This is a genomic window from Gracilibacillus halophilus YIM-C55.5 (genome assembly GCF_000359605.1).
GTDB lineage: Bacteria > Bacillota > Bacilli > Bacillales > Amphibacillaceae > Gracilibacillus > Gracilibacillus halophilus.
Genome location: NZ_APML01000084.1, coordinates 1 through 18,584, shown reverse-complemented (window position 1 = coordinate 18,584; position 18,584 = coordinate 1). Strand labels below are relative to the sequence as shown.

Here is an 18,584-nt window from a genome sequence, read left to right as displayed (position 1 = left end):
GCTAACAGCTGCTTCTCTTTTCTCTGTTTGACGCATATATGCTTTTTCAAGGCAGAAAACTGAATTTTATCATATTCTAGCCAATAAAAAAGCATGCTTGGTCGATGCCAAACATGCTTTTTCTTTACACAGATAGTGGTAAACGTACAAATCCTAAAACAATTGTTATGATGAGTGCAATGATGAATTGAATCCAAAAGCTTCCTGCGGGTTTAGATTTTGAAGTTTTCACTAGAATCATTTCAATTGCTGTGATGGCCCATAATCCAGCTATTATCTTTACGATTAATTCACCAAGTTGCGGAAAATCCATTGCCGCATATTGTGCAAATAAGTCACCGCCGGAATAAAGGATCAATAAGTAATCCAACCGAACAATCATATGCACAATTTTCCCTGCTTTGCTTCCTTTTTTGTACAACGCATAAGATACAATCAATAGAATCAGCGCTAGTGCCCATGCCGTAATATGTAGATGTGTCATACGCTCAACTCCTTCATTTTTAATCCAACAACGCTATCTTATCATGTATCACAATATTTTTCATTTGTGAAATCATTCGTCACGCAATTGTCATTTTCTTATTTTCCTGCCGTTCGTAAGGTTTGCTGCTCGTCTTGATGTTTATCAAGACCTCGATATGTCCATTTGCGCCACAAGATTTCCAAAGGACCGCGACTAAATTTCTTGAGCCATAACCGACTGATGATAACTTGTAATGGAAAGACGATAAAAGCGATTGCTACGGTCTGCAACGGCGATAACTCACCATACAACCCAAAGCCAAACGAATAAAATACAACGACACCGATGATCGACTGTAAGATATAGTTACTTAAAGCCATTTTGCCGACATAACCAAACCAACGACCGATCCTTTGAAGATAACGATAACTCAATGTGATCATAACGACATAAAACACCGCCGATACAGTGCCACCGATATAATCTTGTACCATCGTTAGCCAAAGTGGATTTCCAATCAAATAAGGACCGGCCTTACACAATACAAATAAACAACCACTTCCTAAGGCAAACCATTGTAATGTACGTTTATGTGTCTTCGTGTCATGTAACCATTTTTTTCGTGCAAACAAAACGCCGAATAAAAAGATAGGTAACAAATTTAAAGCGGATAGTATCATACTCCCAATACCATTTGCATATAACCAATCATGAAGATTTTGTTGGTATGCATCGATCCAGGACCCTGATCCATAATGCTCAAATGCCTTCTCAATCGCTTGGTAATTACTGATATCCCCCATCATATCTTGAGCTATATATAATAATCCTGTGTAAAGGAATACTGGAATCAACCATAAACATAAAGCCCACGTCCATAACGTGACATTTTTGCGATAGACAAACAACAATAATAGAAAACCGATGATACTATAAGTGATTAAGATATCGCCATACCAAATCAAAAAGGCATGTACGATTCCAAATAGCAACAACATCACAAGTCGACGGGCCATCAGTTTTCTTGGTTTATCGATTTTTTGCTTTACATTTTCAAAAATGATTTGCATACCAAAGCCGAACAAGAAAGAAAATAGCGAATAAAAACTGGCTTGAAAGAAAATGTCAATGATCATGTGCCATATGCTCGCATCACTTGCCCCCCAATAACTGACTTGATTGCCGTACAAAAAATAAGGAGCGTGAAACGATAGCAGATTTACCACAAAGATACCAAAAATCGCAAACCCTCTCGCCGCGTCAATCCATGGCAGTCGCTGATTTTGTGCCAATGGTTGCACTTGTTTTGTCATCCTTCGTCCCTCATTTCTTTATGAACTCTCTTCATATTTTAACCGATAATTGGAAAAGAAACGAGTATTTTCTTCCATCTTTCACAAACAGCCCATTTGTTCATAAAATAAAGAAGAAAGAGACGATGAAAGGTAGGATGTTGTGAAATGCCAGCTTTCGTAGGTGCTGTTAAAGTGATTAATATGGGGGCTTCAAGCATTTTTCATATTGGCGATGTTTACTCGATGAGCCTTATACAGCTTCGAAAACATTTGCTGGTGGTGGATCGTTCAACACAGGGGATGGCATTCAAGTTTATCTCGAAAATGCCAATACAGAGTTTACAGATGATGATACATTTGATCAAAATGTAACTGGTATGTAAAGGGTGATGTTATGCAATTAACTGTGCATCAATCAATATATATTCACACATTACGAGTTGGTAGTATCACGAATTCTTCAGTTTTACAAATTGGTAGTACCGGAAAATCTTTTGCCATGTCACAGCAATTCAATACAGGTGGATATGAACAACCAGCCGAAGTCCCCACTCCTGAGGAAGGAACTGTTGAACCACCGCTTGTTCCGTTATCACCAGTTTAATTATGTGAATGAGGAGTAGATAACATGAATGACCGTGCGTGGACGTATATCACACAATTACAACAACACATTCATCAACTACAACAACATATTCATTCATTAGAACAGCGAATACAACAATTGGAAACGCAACAACCCTCTCCTCACACAACCGTTGAAAAATTAGAATATCACTTTGACCAATTAAAAATTGATCGACTAGATGGAACACTTCATATCGGTATTACACCAGAAGAATTATCAAGTATGAATGATGTTAGTATACCTACAGAATCACAGCACACGGCTAACCAGTCTACTATTTACGATGAACTTTGCCATTATATTCGTCAAGAGATTCCATCTTATCTCGGTGAGCTTGAAGAAGAATTTCATCATCGCATCCATTCAAGTGACCGTGACAACATTATCAATGATCTCATTCAACAACTACCCAAACGAATCGCTTATTATGAGAATTCGAATATGCCCCCTCCTCAGTTACATGAACATATTCGTATCAATATTAAAAATGAAATTCAGCAAGGTCTAAGAGAATGGTTTTCGAGCCAAGAAAGAAAGGAGTAAAACGAATGAATTATGAAGTGCACAATTATGGATTAGAAGTCGGAAATATTTCATTATTGGTTTGTCGAGCTCGGCTATTGTACTCGTTGGTGATTGTGAAGAGATGCGTTTGTCCTCGATGTTTGACACACCGCCTGAATCATACATTGTGGGTGCAACCTCACCACCTACTGATACGACATTAAGTGGTCAAGAAAATGCGGCAACGGACGACTAAATCTAAAGCGGTCAAAGTCGGTGGTTTATCACACAGCTCAGTTTTCCACATCGGGGATGCCAAATATGTGACACCAAATATGGATGGTTTAGCCGTGCAAAGGGAAGGTGGATTCAAAAATGACCAAGGGTTTGAACTTTCCAATTATCCGATTTTTCAAGCAAAACCAGCCTTGATCCCCACTGATTATTCGATCACACAAACTCGTTATCACCATCATCCAGAAATACGCACACCTTATATTCGTGTGACCGCTTTATCTACTTCTGCCATTTTACAACTTGGCAATGTCAAACAATTAAACGCACAGGCAAAACTAAAACATATACGTATTATAAAAGAAGAGGATTCGTAAGTCTCACATATTCACTTTGAAGGGATGTGAATGAACAATGCCTGCCATTGTTGGACCGATTAAAATTAATAGTGTAGAAGGCGGCGTCATTAATTTTGGGGATAGTTTTTATCTGTCGCCAAAAAGTGCTGGAAAATCGGCTTCGGGTGCTGGTGCCAATAATACAGGAGACTTCTCCAACACAAATACAGGTTTTAACCTCACCAACACGGTCGACCCAGATGCTGTTGATCAAGTCATGAATGCCAATGCGTAAAGGAGTAGTCCCTCCCTTACGCATTTTTTACGCTTCGATTAATAATGCTTGGTCAAAGAAATATAAATACTTTTTCACAATTGGTTGTTCCCATATCTCTTCTAAAGCTCGTGCATATAAATCAATTTGAATTTGATATCTTTGACGCAAGCCAGCTTTCAGGTCTTTATTCACTGTTTGATGAATTTGATCGGTTTTATAATCAATTAATATCCAACCTTCGTCTGTCCACATCAAACAATCGATCACTCCTTGTAGAAAAATCCGCTCCTCTAGATCATCTTGCCAGTTCGGATAGACCTCCTTTGCTGGTAACGTTAAACTAAATGGAATTTCTCTCTCCACAGTCTCTGTTTCTTGTAACATTTGACCTAAATCAGATTGTAAAAATGTTAGAATGGCTTCCCGGTCAATGACTTCGATTTCTTTTTCGGTGATTAATTCGTTCATTTGTAACGAATCTAGCCATTCTTCTAGCGTTGACCGATCCCACTGTCGATCAAATGGAATATGTTGCATCACCGTGTGCATAGCAGTTCCGATTTCTGCGCGACTCAGCGTTTCTTCTTCCTGCATGAATCGAGGCCTTTTTCGAATCGGTGCACGAAACGGTTCAATGAGTTGGGCATCACTATACATATCTTTCACTTCTTGTTGGCGCTTCATTTCAGTTACCGATTGTTTCGCTCGATAAAACTGCGCATCTTGATAGGGATAGACAAAATTCAAAGCGCGATCGACCTTTTCTTTTTGTTTTTGATCGATTAGTTGTTGTGGTTGCCATTCAAAAATAGCCGTTTCTAACGCTTCAATCGTCTCTCTTTGCGATTCATCTATTTGTTGATATTTTTTGCTATGAACCCTCTCAATTGAAACAGGTACATCATGATTGACAATGGTTGATGGCACTTGATAACTTAATTCCTCTTTACGAAGAATGTCTGCATCTTGATGACGCGTAAATGCAGCACCAATCCACTCGAGGAATGTACGCGATTCTAAACGATAATACGAAGGTAATACCCATTCAGATTGTTGTTGGATCATTTGCCATTTTTGCTTTACGTCTGCTAGCGACGGAACGGTTCCTAATAAAACGAGTTTTTCTTTTGCCCGAGTTAAGGCGACATACAACACTCGCATTTCTTCCGCTAACATCTCACGGTGTATAGCATGCTTGACGCATGATACATCAAAGTCGGATACATGATACGTTTCTCTGGGTCAACATACTTTGTCGCAAAGCCAAATGTCTTATGCAATAAATAGGAAGCATGGATATCTCTCTGATTAAATTGTTTATGTAAGGCGCCAACAATGACAACTGGAAACTCCAGCCCTTTACTTTTATGAATCGTCATCATGCGAACAACATCTTCTTGTTCTCCGAGTGCTTTGGCTGCCCCCAAGTCTTCTCCTCTATCTTCGAGTCGTTCAATAAATCGTAAAAATCGAAATAACCCGCGAAAAGAAGTCGATTCATAACTTTTGGCTCGGTCATAAAGTGCCCGTAGATTCGCCTGTCGCTGTCTACCACCTGGCATACCACCGACAAAATCGTAATAACCTGTTTCCTGAAAAATATTCCAAATTAACGCAGACAGAGATCCTTGTCTTGCTTCTGTGCGCCAATGTTCTAATGAATCAAAAAAGTTTTGTAGCGTTTCTTGTTTCTTTGTATGTTCACCTTGCTTCAAATAAGCTTTCAACGCTTGATAATACGGCGCGTTTTTCTTCGCTAAACGGATTTCTGCTAAGTCGTTTTCTTCTAATCCTACGATCGGTGATTTTAATACAGAGGCAAGTGGAATATCTTGTAGCGGATTGTCGATAATTTTCAACAAGCTCAACATGATTTGTATTTCAATTGCCTCTAAATAACCCGAGGATAACTCAGCATAAACCGGAATTCCTTGCTTTTTAAATTCTTCCATTATGGTTGGTGCCCAGGTCATGGAGCGTAATAAAATGACAATATCCCGGTATTTGACATCGCGCATCATTCCTGTTTGTTTATCCATCACTTGTAAAGGTTTTTGATGATCGGTACCAATCCAATGTTTGATCTTTTCTGCATACGCTCTTGCTTCTAATTGTGCTTTTTCGAGTTCTTCTTCAGCTTCTGAATCTTCATCCGTTTCTGTTTGCTCTTTATCAGTGGCTTCTTGATCAATAATGACAAGCTCTGTATCTGCGTGATTCGTTGGGTGCTTTCGATAATCTTGATTTCCGTAAATCAATTCTGCTTTCTCATCATAGGCTATATCACCAACGTTTTCGTCAAACAGCTGGCGAAAAATATAATTAGCAGCGACGATAACCTGTTCACGACTTCGGAAATTTTTAGCTAAATCGATACGATGTCCTTGTTCTTCGTTATGTTCAAAACGTTTGTATTTATCAATAAACAAAGAAGGTTCAGCATGACGGAAGCGATAAATGCTTTGTTTTACATCTCCAACCATAAATCGATTCCCCGTTTGACTTGGTTGGGCAATGGCTTGCAAGATCGTTTCTTGTACAATATTTGTATCTTGATATTCATCGATCATAATTTCCGTATACTGTCGCTGTAACTCTTGCGCTATGGTAGATGGCAGCTTCGTTTGTCGATCTTCTAATAAAATATCGAGCGCGAAATGTTCTAAATCAGAAAAATCAACGAGACCTCTTTCCTTTTTCGCATGTTGATATGATTCCTTAAAGGCTTGGACCATTTTAGCCACTTTCTTAATCGTCGGATATAACTGGCGAATATCGGCAAGATGCTGATCTAAATCCCGAGAAAAATAACGTCCCTGCATCTTTTTCCAGCGATCTTTTACTTGATTTCGAATCGCTTGAACTTGGCCTTTCTTTTCTTCATCGCAGTCCACTTTTTTCCGCGACAACGTTTGGAACTTTTTATTGGAAACATATTCCTTTCCTTCTTGCCAAGACACTTGAAGAGCGCCACGTGCTTCTTGAATCATCTGCCTATCTTGATCTAGTGCATCCGCATAATGATACGGTCCATCACTCTCTCGCGTAAGTGCTAGTGCTTGATCTGTATGTTCTTCCATGACCGTCAACTGTTGCAACACTTCTTGTTTTAACATACGTAGCCATTCAATTGAATCCTCATCAACATCTGATTCGATCGCATATTTCTCCGCCATATCATTCAGCCATTGTTCTGGGTCTGGATTTTGAATGGAAAAATCATATAATTTTAAAATTAACGATTCGACTTCTAAGTCATTACGATCGCTTGAAAACCGGTCAACGACTTGAAAAAATGCTTCCTGTTCTTGCGGATCTTCTTCACCGTACCAATCCTCGAACAAATCAGCTAACACTTCTTGTCGGATCATATCTGCTTCGACTGTATCAGCAATACGGAAATTCGGATCAATATCGATTTGGTACGCATATGTTCGAACAAGCTCCATACAAAAAGCATGTAATGTAGAAATTGAAGCTTGTTGTAATAATGACAATTGTTTTTTTAAATGAGTGGACTGTGGTTGTTGCTCTAAGGCCGATTCCAATGCCTCACCAATTCGGTTGCGCATTTCTTGTGCCGCTGCATTTGTAAAGGTCACGACGAGCAATTGGTCAATATCAGCAGGATTTTTCGTATCTAATAACTTTTGTATAATTCGCTCAACTAGTACAGCTGTCTTCCCTGAACCTGCTGCTGCTGCTACGAGTATATCCTTTCCTGATTGATAGATGGCTTCTTCTTGTTCAGCTGTCCATTTCGTCATTATTCTTCACCTCGCTTGATGGCTTCGATCACATCTTCATCTTTCCATTCTTTTAATGTTCGATAATTATTTTCTTTTAACGTTGGATCAAACTGACACACCGAACGGAATGAACAAAACGAACAAGCTGTCATTTGTTTCTGTTGAAAAGGATTTAATTGAACATCCCCTTCTGTAATAGAAAGTCCCGCTTGTTCAATGAGTGAACGAACATAGGTCTGTAATTGTTCAAAAGTATTAGCTTCAGCCACTTTTGAATTCTTATAAAATGTACCTTTCTTGCTTAGACCTGCGGGGACAATTTGACTTTGCCCCGTCTCAAGAGAGGTATCCATCATTCGAACGACGTCTTCTTGATCTACTAATAAGCCTTTCATTTTAAATTGTTTAAAGATTTCTTGCTCCACTTGATCATCCGATAGCCTCTCAGAAGCAGACAACATAGGGTTATGAACATGAAAATACAATACGCCTGCTGGTGAAGCTGGTAATCCGAGCCAACCTTCTGCATTGGATAAGACAACATCCAAATAGGCAAGCATTTGTAATGCTAATCCATAATAGACTTCGGTTAAATTCAAGCCTTTGGCACTCGACTTGTAATCAATAATGCGTAAATATAACTGGTTATCTTCCTGCGCTTGATCAATTCGGTCAATACGGCCACGTAACTGTAAGGTATAATCATTCGGCAACGGAATGTCGAGTGAATCAAGTTGGCCACGTTCACCAAAGGCTACTTCTAAACCGACCGGTGCAAAGTTACTATTTCTTGCTTGTTCACTTAATATATAAGTCGCTCTAGCAATCACCCGTTGCAATTTTTGTTGAATATACTGATAACGATTTGAACTGTGTAAAATTTGATGTTGCAAGATGGGAGAAAGCTGATCAATCGCTCGATGCGCATAACCTTGTGCGGTCGTTTGATCAATCGCAGCAAACTGCTTTCCTTCTTGTTGTATCCATTCAGTAATCTGTTTTAATGCCTCGTGAAACAATTGTCCGATATCAGGGGCATCGAGTTTATAGACGGGCCGTTCTTCCAATCCTAAACTATATCTTGCAAAATGTTGATAGGAGCAGCGATAATACATTTCTAACCTTGACACACTCGTCTTCATTTCTTTTGGATATAGTTTGTCCACCGTTTCTTTCGCCAGATCATTCGGTTTATTTTCATAAAATAAACTGCGTAGCACCTTTTGGTTGGTAGCTTGATTTGTTTTTGTTTCGATAAACCAGTTTAAGACATAGTCCCATACTGGATCGATTGGGTACCCTCGCAACTTCTTGGCTAATTGCGCTGTGAGAGCCCCGCGTGTTTTCGTTGGTGTCGTAATAAATCGATCGGCATCTTGCATTTCTTCCGGATCTTGCAATAAAAGCGGCGAATAGCGGTATGGAAATAACTCTCCGATTCGTTTCATAAATGGAGAAGCTACTTTTACATTTCCTTCTTCATTACTGATCGGATAGCTAATCCATAAGTAATCCGATGGAATGGTAAACGCTAAATACACATAAAAGCGATCGTCGAGCAATTGACGCTTGCTACCTTCAGCTAATTGCATACCGTGTTCTGCTAATAAATGCCGCTCTTCTTCTGAAATCAAGCCATCGCCACTTGGTTTCATCGGCCATGTTCCTTCATTAACACCTAATAAAAAGGCGCATTTTACCCCTTGCATGCGCGAGCGATCAATAGACCCAACAACCACATGATCAATGCTTGGCGGAACATGGGAAAATTGCAACGTATCAAAACCAGATTCTAATACTTGGCGATACATACGCAGGCTCATTTGTTCCTCGCCAGCCATTTCCGTCATTTCTTCTAGTAATTGAATCAACGCATCCCATACTTGATCTTGCTCTCTTGCTTTTTCGATATTTCCTTGCTCATCATAACGATCACGAATCATTTCTAACTGCTTCGGTGCATCAATCGCCTCAAGCCATTGAAAGAGTCGTACCGTCTTTTCTTTAATCGTTGTTGGCTCTCGCAAATCTTGATCAATTCGGGACAATACGTCAACCACTTGATCACGATATGCATTGATTCGATCTTGCACCTCTTTTTCACGGTCGGTCTGTGCCGATTGATCGAGTCCCTTAAAGCGTTGGAACATCCACGGCTTATCACTGAACCATTGATTTCTACCACGCACACCATACTCCAACACATAATTTTCTAACTCATCAATGGCTTCTTGATCGAGTGGAAGTAGCTCATCTGACGCTGGTATAAAACCAGTTTTTAATAATCGAAATACGGCGTCATATCGCCAATTTCCTTCGATTACATCAAGCAGAGAACGAACGCACTCAATCAACGGATGATTTAACATAGTCCGTTTTTCATCGACAAATATCGGGATTTGATAATCTTGGAAAACTGTTGTAATTAAATCGTGATATACATCAGGTTCACGAATAAAAATCGCCATATCACGGTAACGATAATTTTCGTCACGTATAAGTTTTATCATTTCTTGAGCCACGCCTTCTACTTCCGCACGCGGATGTACGGCTTCAGCCACTTGAACAGGCGCCTCTTGCATAAACGGTACTGATGGACGACTTTCAAAGTGCTTGTCCAAATGAATAAATGGATTGAGGTATTGTTGATCATTCGGCCTTAACTGTGTCACTTCTGTTTCAATATAGTGCTGATCAGCTACTTGTTTCACCATTTGGTAGGTTTCTTTTGTCTGTAAAAATAAGTCCAATGAAGATGGCTCTGATTCGGCTACATCATCAACCGTCAGCGTTACGGTCACTTGATTGGCTTGTTTAAGGATCGTTTCAACAACTGCGAGCTCGTGCGGTGTAAAGCTATGAAACCCATCAATATAAACATCTGCGCCTTGTAAATATGTAGAGTTTTCTAATTGTTCAATCAGCTTTTGCAAGCGATCTTCATTATCCATATAATTTCCTTCAAGTGATACGGCCAGTTGCTGATAAATATAATACAGATCGTCTAATTTATCACGAAGACGTCGTTCACTAATCGATTGATGTTGAAAGCGATCGATACTTGCTATTTGTTGCTCCAGCCAATCTGGTGTAATTTGATAGCGCTTGAATTCAGTGATCATATCTTCTAATTTTTCGATAAAGCCCTGCTTTTCAATCGCCTTTTCAAACATTTTCCAGTCGTCTGTACGCTGTTCAATGATCTTTCGCAACATCATTTGCATACCAGTGGACGTAATATATTTTTTTGTCGCACCACCGGTTAACTGCATAACCCGCCAAGCTAACCGTGAAAAGCTGTATACTTGCGCCCTGATCGATCCCGTTAAATCAGGAGATTGAAGCATTGCATACTCTTGTTGAAACGTCATCTGATCAGGTACTAAATAAATGATCGGTTTTCCCTGTGGATCTTCTTTGAGTCGTTGTTTGATTTTATCCAAACAATATTCGCTCTTATTCATCGTTGCACTGCCTACGATAAACTGTAACAAGCTATCACACACCCGTCTTATAAGCTCAATCATCGCTCTATCTAATATAATATAGACATTATACCAAACGTTTGTTCCGACGTCAAAATCTACACAGGGCAGGTTGAGTTCCTTCAAACCTGCCCTACTTTTTAGTAAGCGCTTACTTTTTATTGGATAAATTGAAAGTTTAATTCAGATATCGGCCAATAACGAATATCCACTTTTCCGATGACCGTTTCTCGATCCACAAATCCGATGTCGCGACTATCATAACTTCGTTTTCGATGATCTCCTAATACAAATAATTTCCCTTCAGGCACTTCCGTCTCACCTGTCACTTCTTGTAGTGTAAAATCTTCTGTTAACGGTGTCGCGTATTTTTTCCTAAATGGTTTCAAATAGGACTCTTCCACCTCTGTTCCATTTAAATATAAAACATCATTTCTGTATTTGATATGATCGCCAGGTTTACCAATCACTCGTTTGACATAGTCTTCTTGTTCATTTGCTCGAAACACAATCACATCAAATCGGTCAATGGCAGTAACGTCATAAATGACTTTGTTTACCATTAATAAATTACCATCATGCAATGTAGGTTCCATCGATTTTCCATTCACGACATAGCTAGCAAATAGATAAGACCGAAATATATAGACAAAAATGAGTGAAATACATACAATTCGAATCACAGATATCCATTTGATCTTTCTCATGACAGGCGCCTCCCTACAAGGATGTTATTACTAATTTTACCCCTTTTTTCCTTGTCTTAATCACCTGCTATTTGTCTTTTTTCTAAACGTTTTTCTATATACTTTCCAGCAATCCATAGAACAAGCGTACAAACGGCCACTACAATCGTTCGTACCGGATTTTGCGCAATGATGCTAAGCTATCTCCAACAAAGGATATGGTAAAAATCATCACTGTTTTTCCTAATAGTACGGCGAGCGCGAATTGATATAAGCTGATCCCTGATAACGCAGCAACTAAATTAATCACAGCTGATGGAGAGAATGGAAAGCACAGAAGTAAAAATAACGGACCAAACCCGTGACGCTCCAACCAATTCATCACAATGGTCACTTGTTTATTTTTACGAATCCATCTAAAGAAGCGCATATCTTTTATCCGTCGAATAATCATAAACACAACAATGGCTCCTGAGCTTGCACCGATCCATGATAACAAAAACCCTTCAAACAACCCATAAGCAGCGGCATTTGTCATCACAAATACAATTAACGGTAAAAACGGCAGAAATGCTTCAATAAACGGGAGTAATAGACCTGGAATAGGACCTAGGCTTTCATACGTGCTCAGTAAGAAATTAACGAGCCGATCATATTCATTTGCTTCAATGAGCTCTTTTATCTCCTCGATATCAATATTTTCTATATTTGTTATAGTATATGTAAACATTCGTAAAAATCCCCTCTATAAAGCTTGGATACCGAAATTTTTAACACATTTCTCACTTATATTTTAATAAATTTTTTTACTTTTTCCCACTATTTACACTGATCTGTTTACCTGTTTTTTTATTATCAATCTTTTCCTGTTGTATTTTAGATCGTTTCAGTATATAATAGAACACACGTTCTCATTTAGGAGGATAAAATATGAGATATTTAAACGAACACGAATGGAAAATCGCTTCACGGTTTTTATTTCTTTCTATGGCATTACGTGTCATTAAATTGGATCTACACCAATTGAGTCAATCCACTCCTTTTAAAATCAATGAACCCTATATAAATTTACTAAAAAAAATGGAAGCCAATGCAACTGAAGAACGTAAGCACTTACGCAAACAAATGAGAGAAGAGCAATTGCAAGTGCTATTAGATGAAAAGAATGAGTCCTTTACTTCTTATTTATTTGTCTGTAAAGGAAAAGAGGAAAAACGTAATTATTTTAATCCAGCGATACGACAAAAGGTAGCAAGCATCATAGAAGACTTAATGAAACAAGCCGACCGTACCACTGAACCGCTTATGTACAAATAACACTCTCGCCTTTTAGCGAGAGCGTTATGTTCTTTTTATTAAAACTTCTGCCTTTCTGCCACATGATGAGCATGCTCAATAATATCTTCTACACGATTGCTGAGTAGATAACGATATTGCGCGGTACGATACAACTGATTAATCATACTAGCATACGAAATATCCAACGTTATATTTCGACCATTTTTAAAGATAATCGTACAATTATATGGATCTTGCTTTTCCACCTTGCTCACATGTGAATGAGCAATCCATGTACACGATTTTTTCATCGGTGACTCTACAGGGAAAAAATACATCCCACTGATGCGATCAATAGCAATGGGCGGCTTATGTGTGATACCACTAAGTTTCCGTGCTCCTTCAATTAATCCGCGCAAACTGATGCCAAATTCTCTACAAGTATAGTCCATCACCCGTTGCGTGCTATAAGCGGTTTCATAATCAAAAGTTTCATCATAATCTAATACTCGTGTGAAATATCCTTTCCTCGTTTCATTCGGCAATCCAATAACAGCAAGTGTCGATGGGCTTAATTCAAAAAACTGTTCAACAACTACTTCCATCATGCTTCCTCCTTCAAAAATTTTTTACGAACAATTATACTGTACCAACGTTTGATAAAAAGGAGGAGTCATGACCCTATAAACGTAGAAAATTCTTAACTTATCCACAACTTTTAAGGAAATTTGATAAAATATGATGACATTTATCCACTCACTTGCCTCATGTCACAAATTTTTATCAAATACATCACGTCGAAAAGTCATAAATTGAAAATGATGATATAATCAATGCAAGAGGTGTTGTGAAATGAATGATAAATCTCGAAAAAAGGGAGACATGGTGAAAGAAAGTGATCTCACGTATCATGATTACGCGGCAATTGAAGACGGCAATCGCTATGAATTAGTCCGTGGGCAATTGGAATTAATGAGCCCAGCACCAACGGTTACCCACCAAATGGTTAGTTTTGAAATCCAGAAGATGATTTCGCAGAGCTGTGCCTCGAGTTATTTCATATTATATGCTCCTATCGATCTCATATTATCTAACAAGGAAGTGCGACAACCAGATATCGTGCTGATTGACAGAAAGCGGATGGACATACTGAGTAAACGCGGTATAGAAGGGACACCTAATATGGTAATGGAGATCCTCTCTCCTTCTACATTAAAGAGAGATAAGATGGATAAGTTAGAAACATATGCTTATTATGGCATCCCCGAATATTGGATTGTTGAACCAGAAATCGGCTTTGTCGAAGTATATACTTTACAAAACGAAATATATCACATTCATAATGTTTTTCAAGGAAAAGAAGTGGTACATTCACCTCTTATCCCTTGCATTTCTTTCACGATGGAAAAGGTCATGAAACAAATTCCTCACTTAGAGTAGTCTAACACTGAGTCATCGTATGTTTGTATCATTATTCTTCGTCCTTCACATATTCTAAAATGTCACCTGGCTGACAGTCTAACGCCCTACAAATCGCATCAAGTGTAGAAAAACGAATAGCTTTTGCCTTGCCATTTTTTAATATAGAGAGATTGGCCATCGTAATTCCTACTTTTTCTGTCAGTTCTGTCACACTCATTTTTCGTTTTGCTAACATTACATCAATGTGTACCTTGATTGCCATTTACTCACCTCACACGGTTAAATCATTTTCTGTTTTCATGTCGATCGCACTTTTTAGTAGTTTTTGTAATACCAAAGCAAAAACCGCGATGACAAATGAAGCAAAAATAATAAGAAGACCTATTAAAATGACTCCTGGTGCATCATCTTTTTCCCCGAACAAATAAATAGCTGGCATTATACCAACATATATGAAAGATATAGATAAAGCACAACGCTTGATCACTTTTAAGGCTTGAACAGATAACTCTGAAAATGCATTTTTTCTGTCAATATAACGTAAAAGCTGTACGGCTTGATAAAGCGCAATAAAAAACGGAATCGCTGAAATATACATTCCACTTAATATTGAATATACTACCAACTGAACCAGCCTTGGGCTATCCGCTACATCTATTGCAATCCGCGGTAAACCAAAGATGCTAATACTCAGTACGATTAAACCAATAAAAGCAATAACGATTTTTAAAAAGCGAGTAGACACGTGAACACCTCTTTCCTCATCTTATCCCTTATACTGTACATTCATTTTCTTTTTTAATGCTTATTGCGCGTGCTAATAGTTCTTGTAATAACGTAGCGAAATACGCTATGACAACGGAAGCAAAAACGATCGTTATACTGGCTAAAGCAATCCCTGGATGCATAGCAGACTGTAACGTCAGTAAAATGGAGCCGATAACATACAGCACACTAATGATCACCGCACAATATTTAATAGTTCGCAAACGATCGATCGTTTGATCTGAAAATGCTTCTCCTACATCCATGTATCTGATCATCGTGTATGCTTGATACAAGGCATAGAAAAAAGGTACTGTCGTTATATACAAATAGATGAGAACTGGATATTGCAAATATGCAAATTCGGGATAAGTTGCTGCCGTCTCTGCAGCTACATGAACCATCCATATGCATAAACCAATAACGATGCACCCGATGACAAATAATGCGAACTTCAAAATAAAAGTTGCATATTTCTTCATTTACAACACCTCTTTCAAACATTCATTGCTTCTAGCATACACAATTATTTATTGTTTTTCAATAAATTTTTATTATTTATCAGAAACACTTTAGTCAATTCTGTTTTGTACGCAACAAGAAAAACCACAGTAGCAAAACTGTGGCAAAGTTTTATCCAGCGATTTCTTGTTGTTAACACTTATGATTGGGTATCACGTCATTCCATCGCTCGGTCAATACGTTCCATGCGTTCAGCAATCGACGGATGCGAAGAGCGAAAAAATTGAATCCAAGCAGCAGGATCGATATCTGTTTTCGATTGCCTAGCTAAATTCAGATAACTTTCTCTAGCAGGCTCAAGATTCTCAGTATGACGAATAGCATATTGATCAGCAGCGGTTTCCATTTGGCGAGATACGTATTGCACCAATGGTTGACTAAGCATCATTAACAACACGGTGACCAGAAGCAATTTTGTAACAGTCAAAAAACTGGGCGATTGTTTTCGTTCACGTAACCAGCGTCTGCCTATCCGTTGTAAGATAAGCAGCAATACAAGACTGAGCAGTACATAAAGACCGACACCGATATAGACATGTTGAAATAAATAATGAGCGACTTCATGCGCCAATATAAACAAAATTTCTTGATTTTCCATCCCATGTATCGTCGTATCCCATATAACAATTCGAGCGTGATCAAACAATCCAGTCACATAAGCATTATAAGTAGATACTTTCTCACTTTTTTCAACGACAAATAAATCAACATCTTCTAGCCCTGCACGTTCCGTTAACTGTTCAATATTCTCTCGTAAAGCACCTTGTTCTAACTGAGAAAAATCATCAAACAGCGGATCAATCCAAATCGGTTGTACATAAACGACAAATATGACAACAGGTATCGATAATCCCCATAACACAAGTCCCCACCATTTTGGGAATTGTTTGATCACCTTTTGCGCGATATAAACCACTACGAATAAGGCCAGCCACAACAGAAAACTACTTTGTAACATATCCCAAAACCATGATCCAAACGCTTGTGTGCGTACACCTTCTTCTCGAGATATGAAATACCACAAGATACGAAATGGCCAATGAAAGAAATTATTCACGATGATCACAAGCGTTACGTAGGCGATCACACGTACAAATGGTAACTGAAATCGCTCGACCCATTCGATAAAAGTAGGTTGTTTTATAAACAAATAGAACACGAGCAATTCGAGTGGCCACATGGCAAAATAAAATGCATGCGATAACGCACCATAGCGCGTATCTCCAAGTGTTTCTAGCGGATAGAGCCAATAAAAATAGCCAAATAACAGCAAGCAATAACTCACATACAACAACCAAATCTTCTTCATAAACCTCTTCCTATCTACGGAAAATCCTCTTACCGTTAAAGATAAGAGGATACGTATTAATACACGAGACTTAGAAAATCTTCTTTCGTAATCTTACCAAGGTAATGACTTACATCCACGTCTTCTAGAGTTTCGGCGATCGCCTCACGGTTGTATTTTACACCGACAAGTTTCTCTTCTAACTCATCGACATTACCAATGCCGAAGAAATCACCATAAATATTGCACTGTTCAATCATCCCTTTATGCACATCAAGGCGCACATCAACAAGACCACCATCAAATTTGTGTGAATGTTGCACGTTAAATTTCGGTGATTTGCCATAATTCCAGTCCCATTGCTGATAACGTTCTTTAGATAATTGATAAATATGATCCCAATCCTCATCAGTGAGTACATACTCTGAAACATCTTCTGTATGTTCGACTTCAAACACGTGACGTAAAATGTGTGCTTTAAGCTCTTCAATTGAAATGTTCTCTTCCAAAAACTCTGAGATGTTGGCTACACGACTACGAATCGATTTAATTCCTTTTGACTGAATTTTCTCAGTTTTTACATTCAATGATTTGACAACATTTTCAACTTCAGAATCAAACATTAACGTACCATGGCTAAACATACGCCCTTTTGAAGTAAATTGTGCATTACCAGAAATCTTACGTCCATCTGCTACTAAGTCATTACGCCCTTTTAATTCAGCAGGCACACCCAATGCTCGTAACGCATCAACCACTGGTTCAGTAAATTTCGCAAAATTTTGAAAGCTGTTTCCATCATCTTTCGTAATAAAACTAAAATTCAAATTCCCTTCGTCATGGTACACAGCACCACCGCCAGATAAACGCCGAACTACTTTAATTCCATTCTCATCAACAAAATCTGTGTTGATTTCTTCGACGGTATTCTGGTTTTTGCCAATAATAATCGATGGCTGATTAATATAAAACAACAAGTAAGTATCATCTTGTCCAAATTTATTTAATACATACTCTTCAATCGCTAAATTAATATGTGGATCTTTTACCCCTTTATTATCGATGAACTTCATCAAGCTACACTCCTTATGATACAGAATTGCCCAATGCCAAGTATAAAAGAAGAACCCTAAGAAAACAATAAAGATGACTAACAATTCTAAATTGTTGTAATACAAATACTTGATTTTTTCGTTTTGTTATAATACAATAGTTTACAACTCATTTTTAGGATAGAGGACATTTTTAGACTTTTTCTGTCCAAAATGGTGTGTAACATGCGGACGTGAGGCAGTCGCATAGGTAGTTTGTTCGAAAATTGCCTGTAAAACTGCCGTCACACCGCTAGTTAACATAAGTCTTTATCCCCTATATCTTTCGTTTCTTTCATCCTTCTTATCCTGCTGTATGAGGGTGATGAACATTCCCATCCAATTCATCAAGATATAGGAAAGACGTCGCAGCTAATTCCATTTAGCTGCTTTTTTTATTTTCTGAAGGTGGCTATCGTACATTTTGTTGATACGAGGATTTCTGAAAAACGCGCCATACTTTATTTTTTGAGGCTAACAGCTACTTCTCTTCCCTCCGTTTGACGCATATCCGCTTTTTCGAGGCTAACAGATGCTTCTCTTCCCTCTGTTTGAC

At 38.4% G+C, this 18,584-nt stretch carries 19 protein-coding genes and 1 pseudogene; 7 read left to right on the top strand and 13 right to left on the bottom strand.

Features of this window, described 5'->3' with window-relative positions:
• Positions 1-124: 124 nt before the first annotated feature.
• The gene (locus J416_RS14280; RefSeq protein WP_003474385.1) at positions 125-484 is read right to left on the bottom strand and encodes a YisL family protein; all 360 of its coding nucleotides are present in this window, start codon (positions 482-484) and stop codon (positions 125-127) included.
• Between the two features lie 98 nt (positions 485-582).
• A complete protein-coding gene (locus tag J416_RS14275) occupies positions 583-1,779 on the bottom strand; it encodes a DUF418 domain-containing protein (RefSeq protein ID WP_003474382.1) in 1,197 nt (398 codons plus the stop codon).
• A 207-nt stretch (positions 1,780-1,986) separates the two neighbouring features.
• Here J416_RS14275 and J416_RS14270 point away from each other — a divergent pair.
• The 5 genes and pseudogenes from J416_RS14270 (at position 1,987) to J416_RS14250 (ending at position 3,760) form a co-directional block, all read left to right on the top strand.
• Positions 1,987-2,144, top strand: a pseudogene (locus J416_RS14270) (spore germination protein).
• Positions 2,145-2,155: 11 nt separating this feature from the next.
• Positions 2,156-2,365 (top strand): spore germination protein GerPB, encoded by a 210-nt coding sequence (locus J416_RS14265; protein WP_003474374.1) that lies wholly within the window; start codon positions 2,156-2,158, stop codon positions 2,363-2,365.
• Between the two features lie 24 nt (positions 2,366-2,389).
• Positions 2,390-2,932 carry a spore germination protein GerPC gene (gerPC, locus tag J416_RS14260; RefSeq protein ID WP_003474371.1) on the top strand — a complete coding sequence of 181 codons (543 nt, stop codon included), beginning with the start codon at positions 2,390-2,392 and terminating at the stop codon, positions 2,930-2,932.
• A 197-nt stretch (positions 2,933-3,129) separates the two neighbouring features.
• Positions 3,130-3,504 (top strand): spore germination protein GerPE, encoded by a 375-nt coding sequence (locus J416_RS14255; protein ID WP_003474369.1) that lies wholly within the window; start codon positions 3,130-3,132, stop codon positions 3,502-3,504.
• Between the two features lie 37 nt (positions 3,505-3,541).
• Entirely contained in the window at positions 3,542-3,760 is a 219-nt protein-coding gene (locus tag J416_RS14250; RefSeq protein WP_003474366.1) for a spore germination protein, read from the top strand.
• Positions 3,761-3,787: 27 nt separating this feature from the next.
• Here the strand turns inward: J416_RS14250 and J416_RS16625 are convergent, their stop codons facing one another.
• From J416_RS16625 to J416_RS14230, 5 genes are all read right to left on the bottom strand, one after another.
• Positions 3,788-4,897, bottom strand: coding sequence for a PD-(D/E)XK nuclease family protein (locus tag J416_RS16625; protein WP_338029465.1), 1,110 nt, complete (start codon positions 4,895-4,897; stop codon positions 3,788-3,790).
• Between the two features lie 14 nt (positions 4,898-4,911).
• A complete protein-coding gene (gene addA, locus J416_RS14245) occupies positions 4,912-7,509 on the bottom strand; it encodes a helicase-exonuclease AddAB subunit AddA (protein WP_338029464.1) in 2,598 nt (865 codons plus the stop codon).
• Positions 7,509-11,018 carry a helicase-exonuclease AddAB subunit AddB gene (gene addB / locus J416_RS14240; protein ID WP_052000988.1) on the bottom strand — a complete coding sequence of 1,170 codons (3,510 nt, stop codon included), beginning with the start codon at positions 11,016-11,018 and terminating at the stop codon, positions 7,509-7,511. The genes addA and addB overlap by 1 nt, the downstream gene beginning before the upstream one ends.
• Positions 11,019-11,134: 116 nt before the next feature.
• Entirely contained in the window at positions 11,135-11,683 is a 549-nt protein-coding gene (gene lepB, locus J416_RS14235) for a signal peptidase I (protein WP_003474360.1), read from the bottom strand.
• Between the two features lie 139 nt (positions 11,684-11,822).
• Positions 11,823-12,392, bottom strand: coding sequence for a TVP38/TMEM64 family protein (locus tag J416_RS14230; protein ID WP_003474357.1), 570 nt, complete (start codon positions 12,390-12,392; stop codon positions 11,823-11,825).
• A 200-nt stretch (positions 12,393-12,592) separates the two neighbouring features.
• Here J416_RS14230 and J416_RS14225 point away from each other — a divergent pair, with 200 nt between their 5' ends.
• Positions 12,593-12,979, top strand: coding sequence for a YhjD family protein (locus J416_RS14225; RefSeq protein ID WP_003474354.1), 387 nt, complete (start codon positions 12,593-12,595; stop codon positions 12,977-12,979).
• Between the two features lie 38 nt (positions 12,980-13,017).
• Here the strand turns inward: J416_RS14225 and J416_RS14220 are convergent, their stop codons facing one another.
• Positions 13,018-13,545: a competence protein ComK gene (locus J416_RS14220; protein ID WP_003474332.1), complete on the bottom strand. Its 528-nt coding sequence runs from the start codon at positions 13,543-13,545 to the stop codon at positions 13,018-13,020.
• Between the two features lie 247 nt (positions 13,546-13,792).
• Between J416_RS14220 and J416_RS14215 the strand changes: the two genes are divergently transcribed.
• On the top strand, positions 13,793-14,380 hold the full coding sequence (locus J416_RS14215) for a Uma2 family endonuclease (RefSeq protein ID WP_003474325.1): 588 nt from the start codon (positions 13,793-13,795) through the stop codon (positions 14,378-14,380).
• Between the two features lie 31 nt (positions 14,381-14,411).
• Here the strand turns inward: J416_RS14215 and J416_RS14210 are convergent, their stop codons facing one another.
• From J416_RS14210 to J416_RS14190, 5 genes are all read right to left on the bottom strand, one after another.
• Positions 14,412-14,624, bottom strand: coding sequence for a helix-turn-helix domain-containing protein (locus J416_RS14210; protein WP_003474312.1), 213 nt, complete (start codon positions 14,622-14,624; stop codon positions 14,412-14,414).
• A gap of 9 nt (positions 14,625-14,633) precedes the next feature.
• Positions 14,634-15,107: a DUF2975 domain-containing protein gene (locus J416_RS14205; RefSeq protein WP_003474309.1), complete on the bottom strand. Its 474-nt coding sequence runs from the start codon at positions 15,105-15,107 to the stop codon at positions 14,634-14,636.
• 28 nt (positions 15,108-15,135) lie between these two features.
• A complete protein-coding gene (locus J416_RS14200) occupies positions 15,136-15,609 on the bottom strand; it encodes a DUF2975 domain-containing protein (RefSeq protein WP_003474306.1) in 474 nt (157 codons plus the stop codon).
• Between the two features lie 197 nt (positions 15,610-15,806).
• Positions 15,807-16,958 (bottom strand): M48 family metalloprotease, encoded by a 1,152-nt coding sequence (locus J416_RS14195; protein ID WP_003474301.1) that lies wholly within the window; start codon positions 16,956-16,958, stop codon positions 15,807-15,809.
• A gap of 56 nt (positions 16,959-17,014) precedes the next feature.
• Positions 17,015-18,010 (bottom strand): lipoate--protein ligase, encoded by a 996-nt coding sequence (locus J416_RS14190; protein ID WP_003474298.1) that lies wholly within the window; start codon positions 18,008-18,010, stop codon positions 17,015-17,017.
• Between the last annotated feature and the right edge of the window lie 574 nt (positions 18,011-18,584).

Coding starts and splice junctions, on each gene's coding strand:
- J416_RS14280 (WP_003474385.1), bottom strand. CDS start 484: ATGACACATCTACATATTACGGCATGGGCACTAGCGCTGATTCTATTG.
- J416_RS14275 (WP_003474382.1), bottom strand. CDS start 1,779: ATGACAAAACAAGTGCAACCATTGGCACAAAATCAGCGACTGCCATGG.
- J416_RS14265 (WP_003474374.1), top strand. CDS start 2,156: ATGCAATTAACTGTGCATCAATCAATATATATTCACACATTACGAGTT.
- gerPC (WP_003474371.1), top strand. CDS start 2,390: ATGAATGACCGTGCGTGGACGTATATCACACAATTACAACAACACATT.
- J416_RS14255 (WP_003474369.1), top strand. CDS start 3,130: ATGCGGCAACGGACGACTAAATCTAAAGCGGTCAAAGTCGGTGGTTTA.
- J416_RS14250 (WP_003474366.1), top strand. CDS start 3,542: ATGCCTGCCATTGTTGGACCGATTAAAATTAATAGTGTAGAAGGCGGC.
- addA (WP_338029464.1), bottom strand. CDS start 7,509: ATGACGAAATGGACAGCTGAACAAGAAGAAGCCATCTATCAATCAGGA.
- addB (WP_052000988.1), bottom strand. CDS start 11,018: ATGATTGAGCTTATAAGACGGGTGTGTGATAGCTTGTTACAGTTTATC.
- lepB (WP_003474360.1), bottom strand. CDS start 11,683: ATGAGAAAGATCAAATGGATATCTGTGATTCGAATTGTATGTATTTCA.
- J416_RS14230 (WP_003474357.1), bottom strand. CDS start 12,392: ATGTTTACATATACTATAACAAATATAGAAAATATTGATATCGAGGAG.
- J416_RS14225 (WP_003474354.1), top strand. CDS start 12,593: ATGAGATATTTAAACGAACACGAATGGAAAATCGCTTCACGGTTTTTA.
- J416_RS14220 (WP_003474332.1), bottom strand. CDS start 13,545: ATGGAAGTAGTTGTTGAACAGTTTTTTGAATTAAGCCCATCGACACTT.
- J416_RS14215 (WP_003474325.1), top strand. CDS start 13,793: ATGAATGATAAATCTCGAAAAAAGGGAGACATGGTGAAAGAAAGTGAT.
- J416_RS14210 (WP_003474312.1), bottom strand. CDS start 14,624: ATGGCAATCAAGGTACACATTGATGTAATGTTAGCAAAACGAAAAATG.
- J416_RS14200 (WP_003474306.1), bottom strand. CDS start 15,609: ATGAAGAAATATGCAACTTTTATTTTGAAGTTCGCATTATTTGTCATC.
- J416_RS14195 (WP_003474301.1), bottom strand. CDS start 16,958: ATGAAGAAGATTTGGTTGTTGTATGTGAGTTATTGCTTGCTGTTATTT.
- J416_RS14190 (WP_003474298.1), bottom strand. CDS start 18,010: ATGAAGTTCATCGATAATAAAGGGGTAAAAGATCCACATATTAATTTA.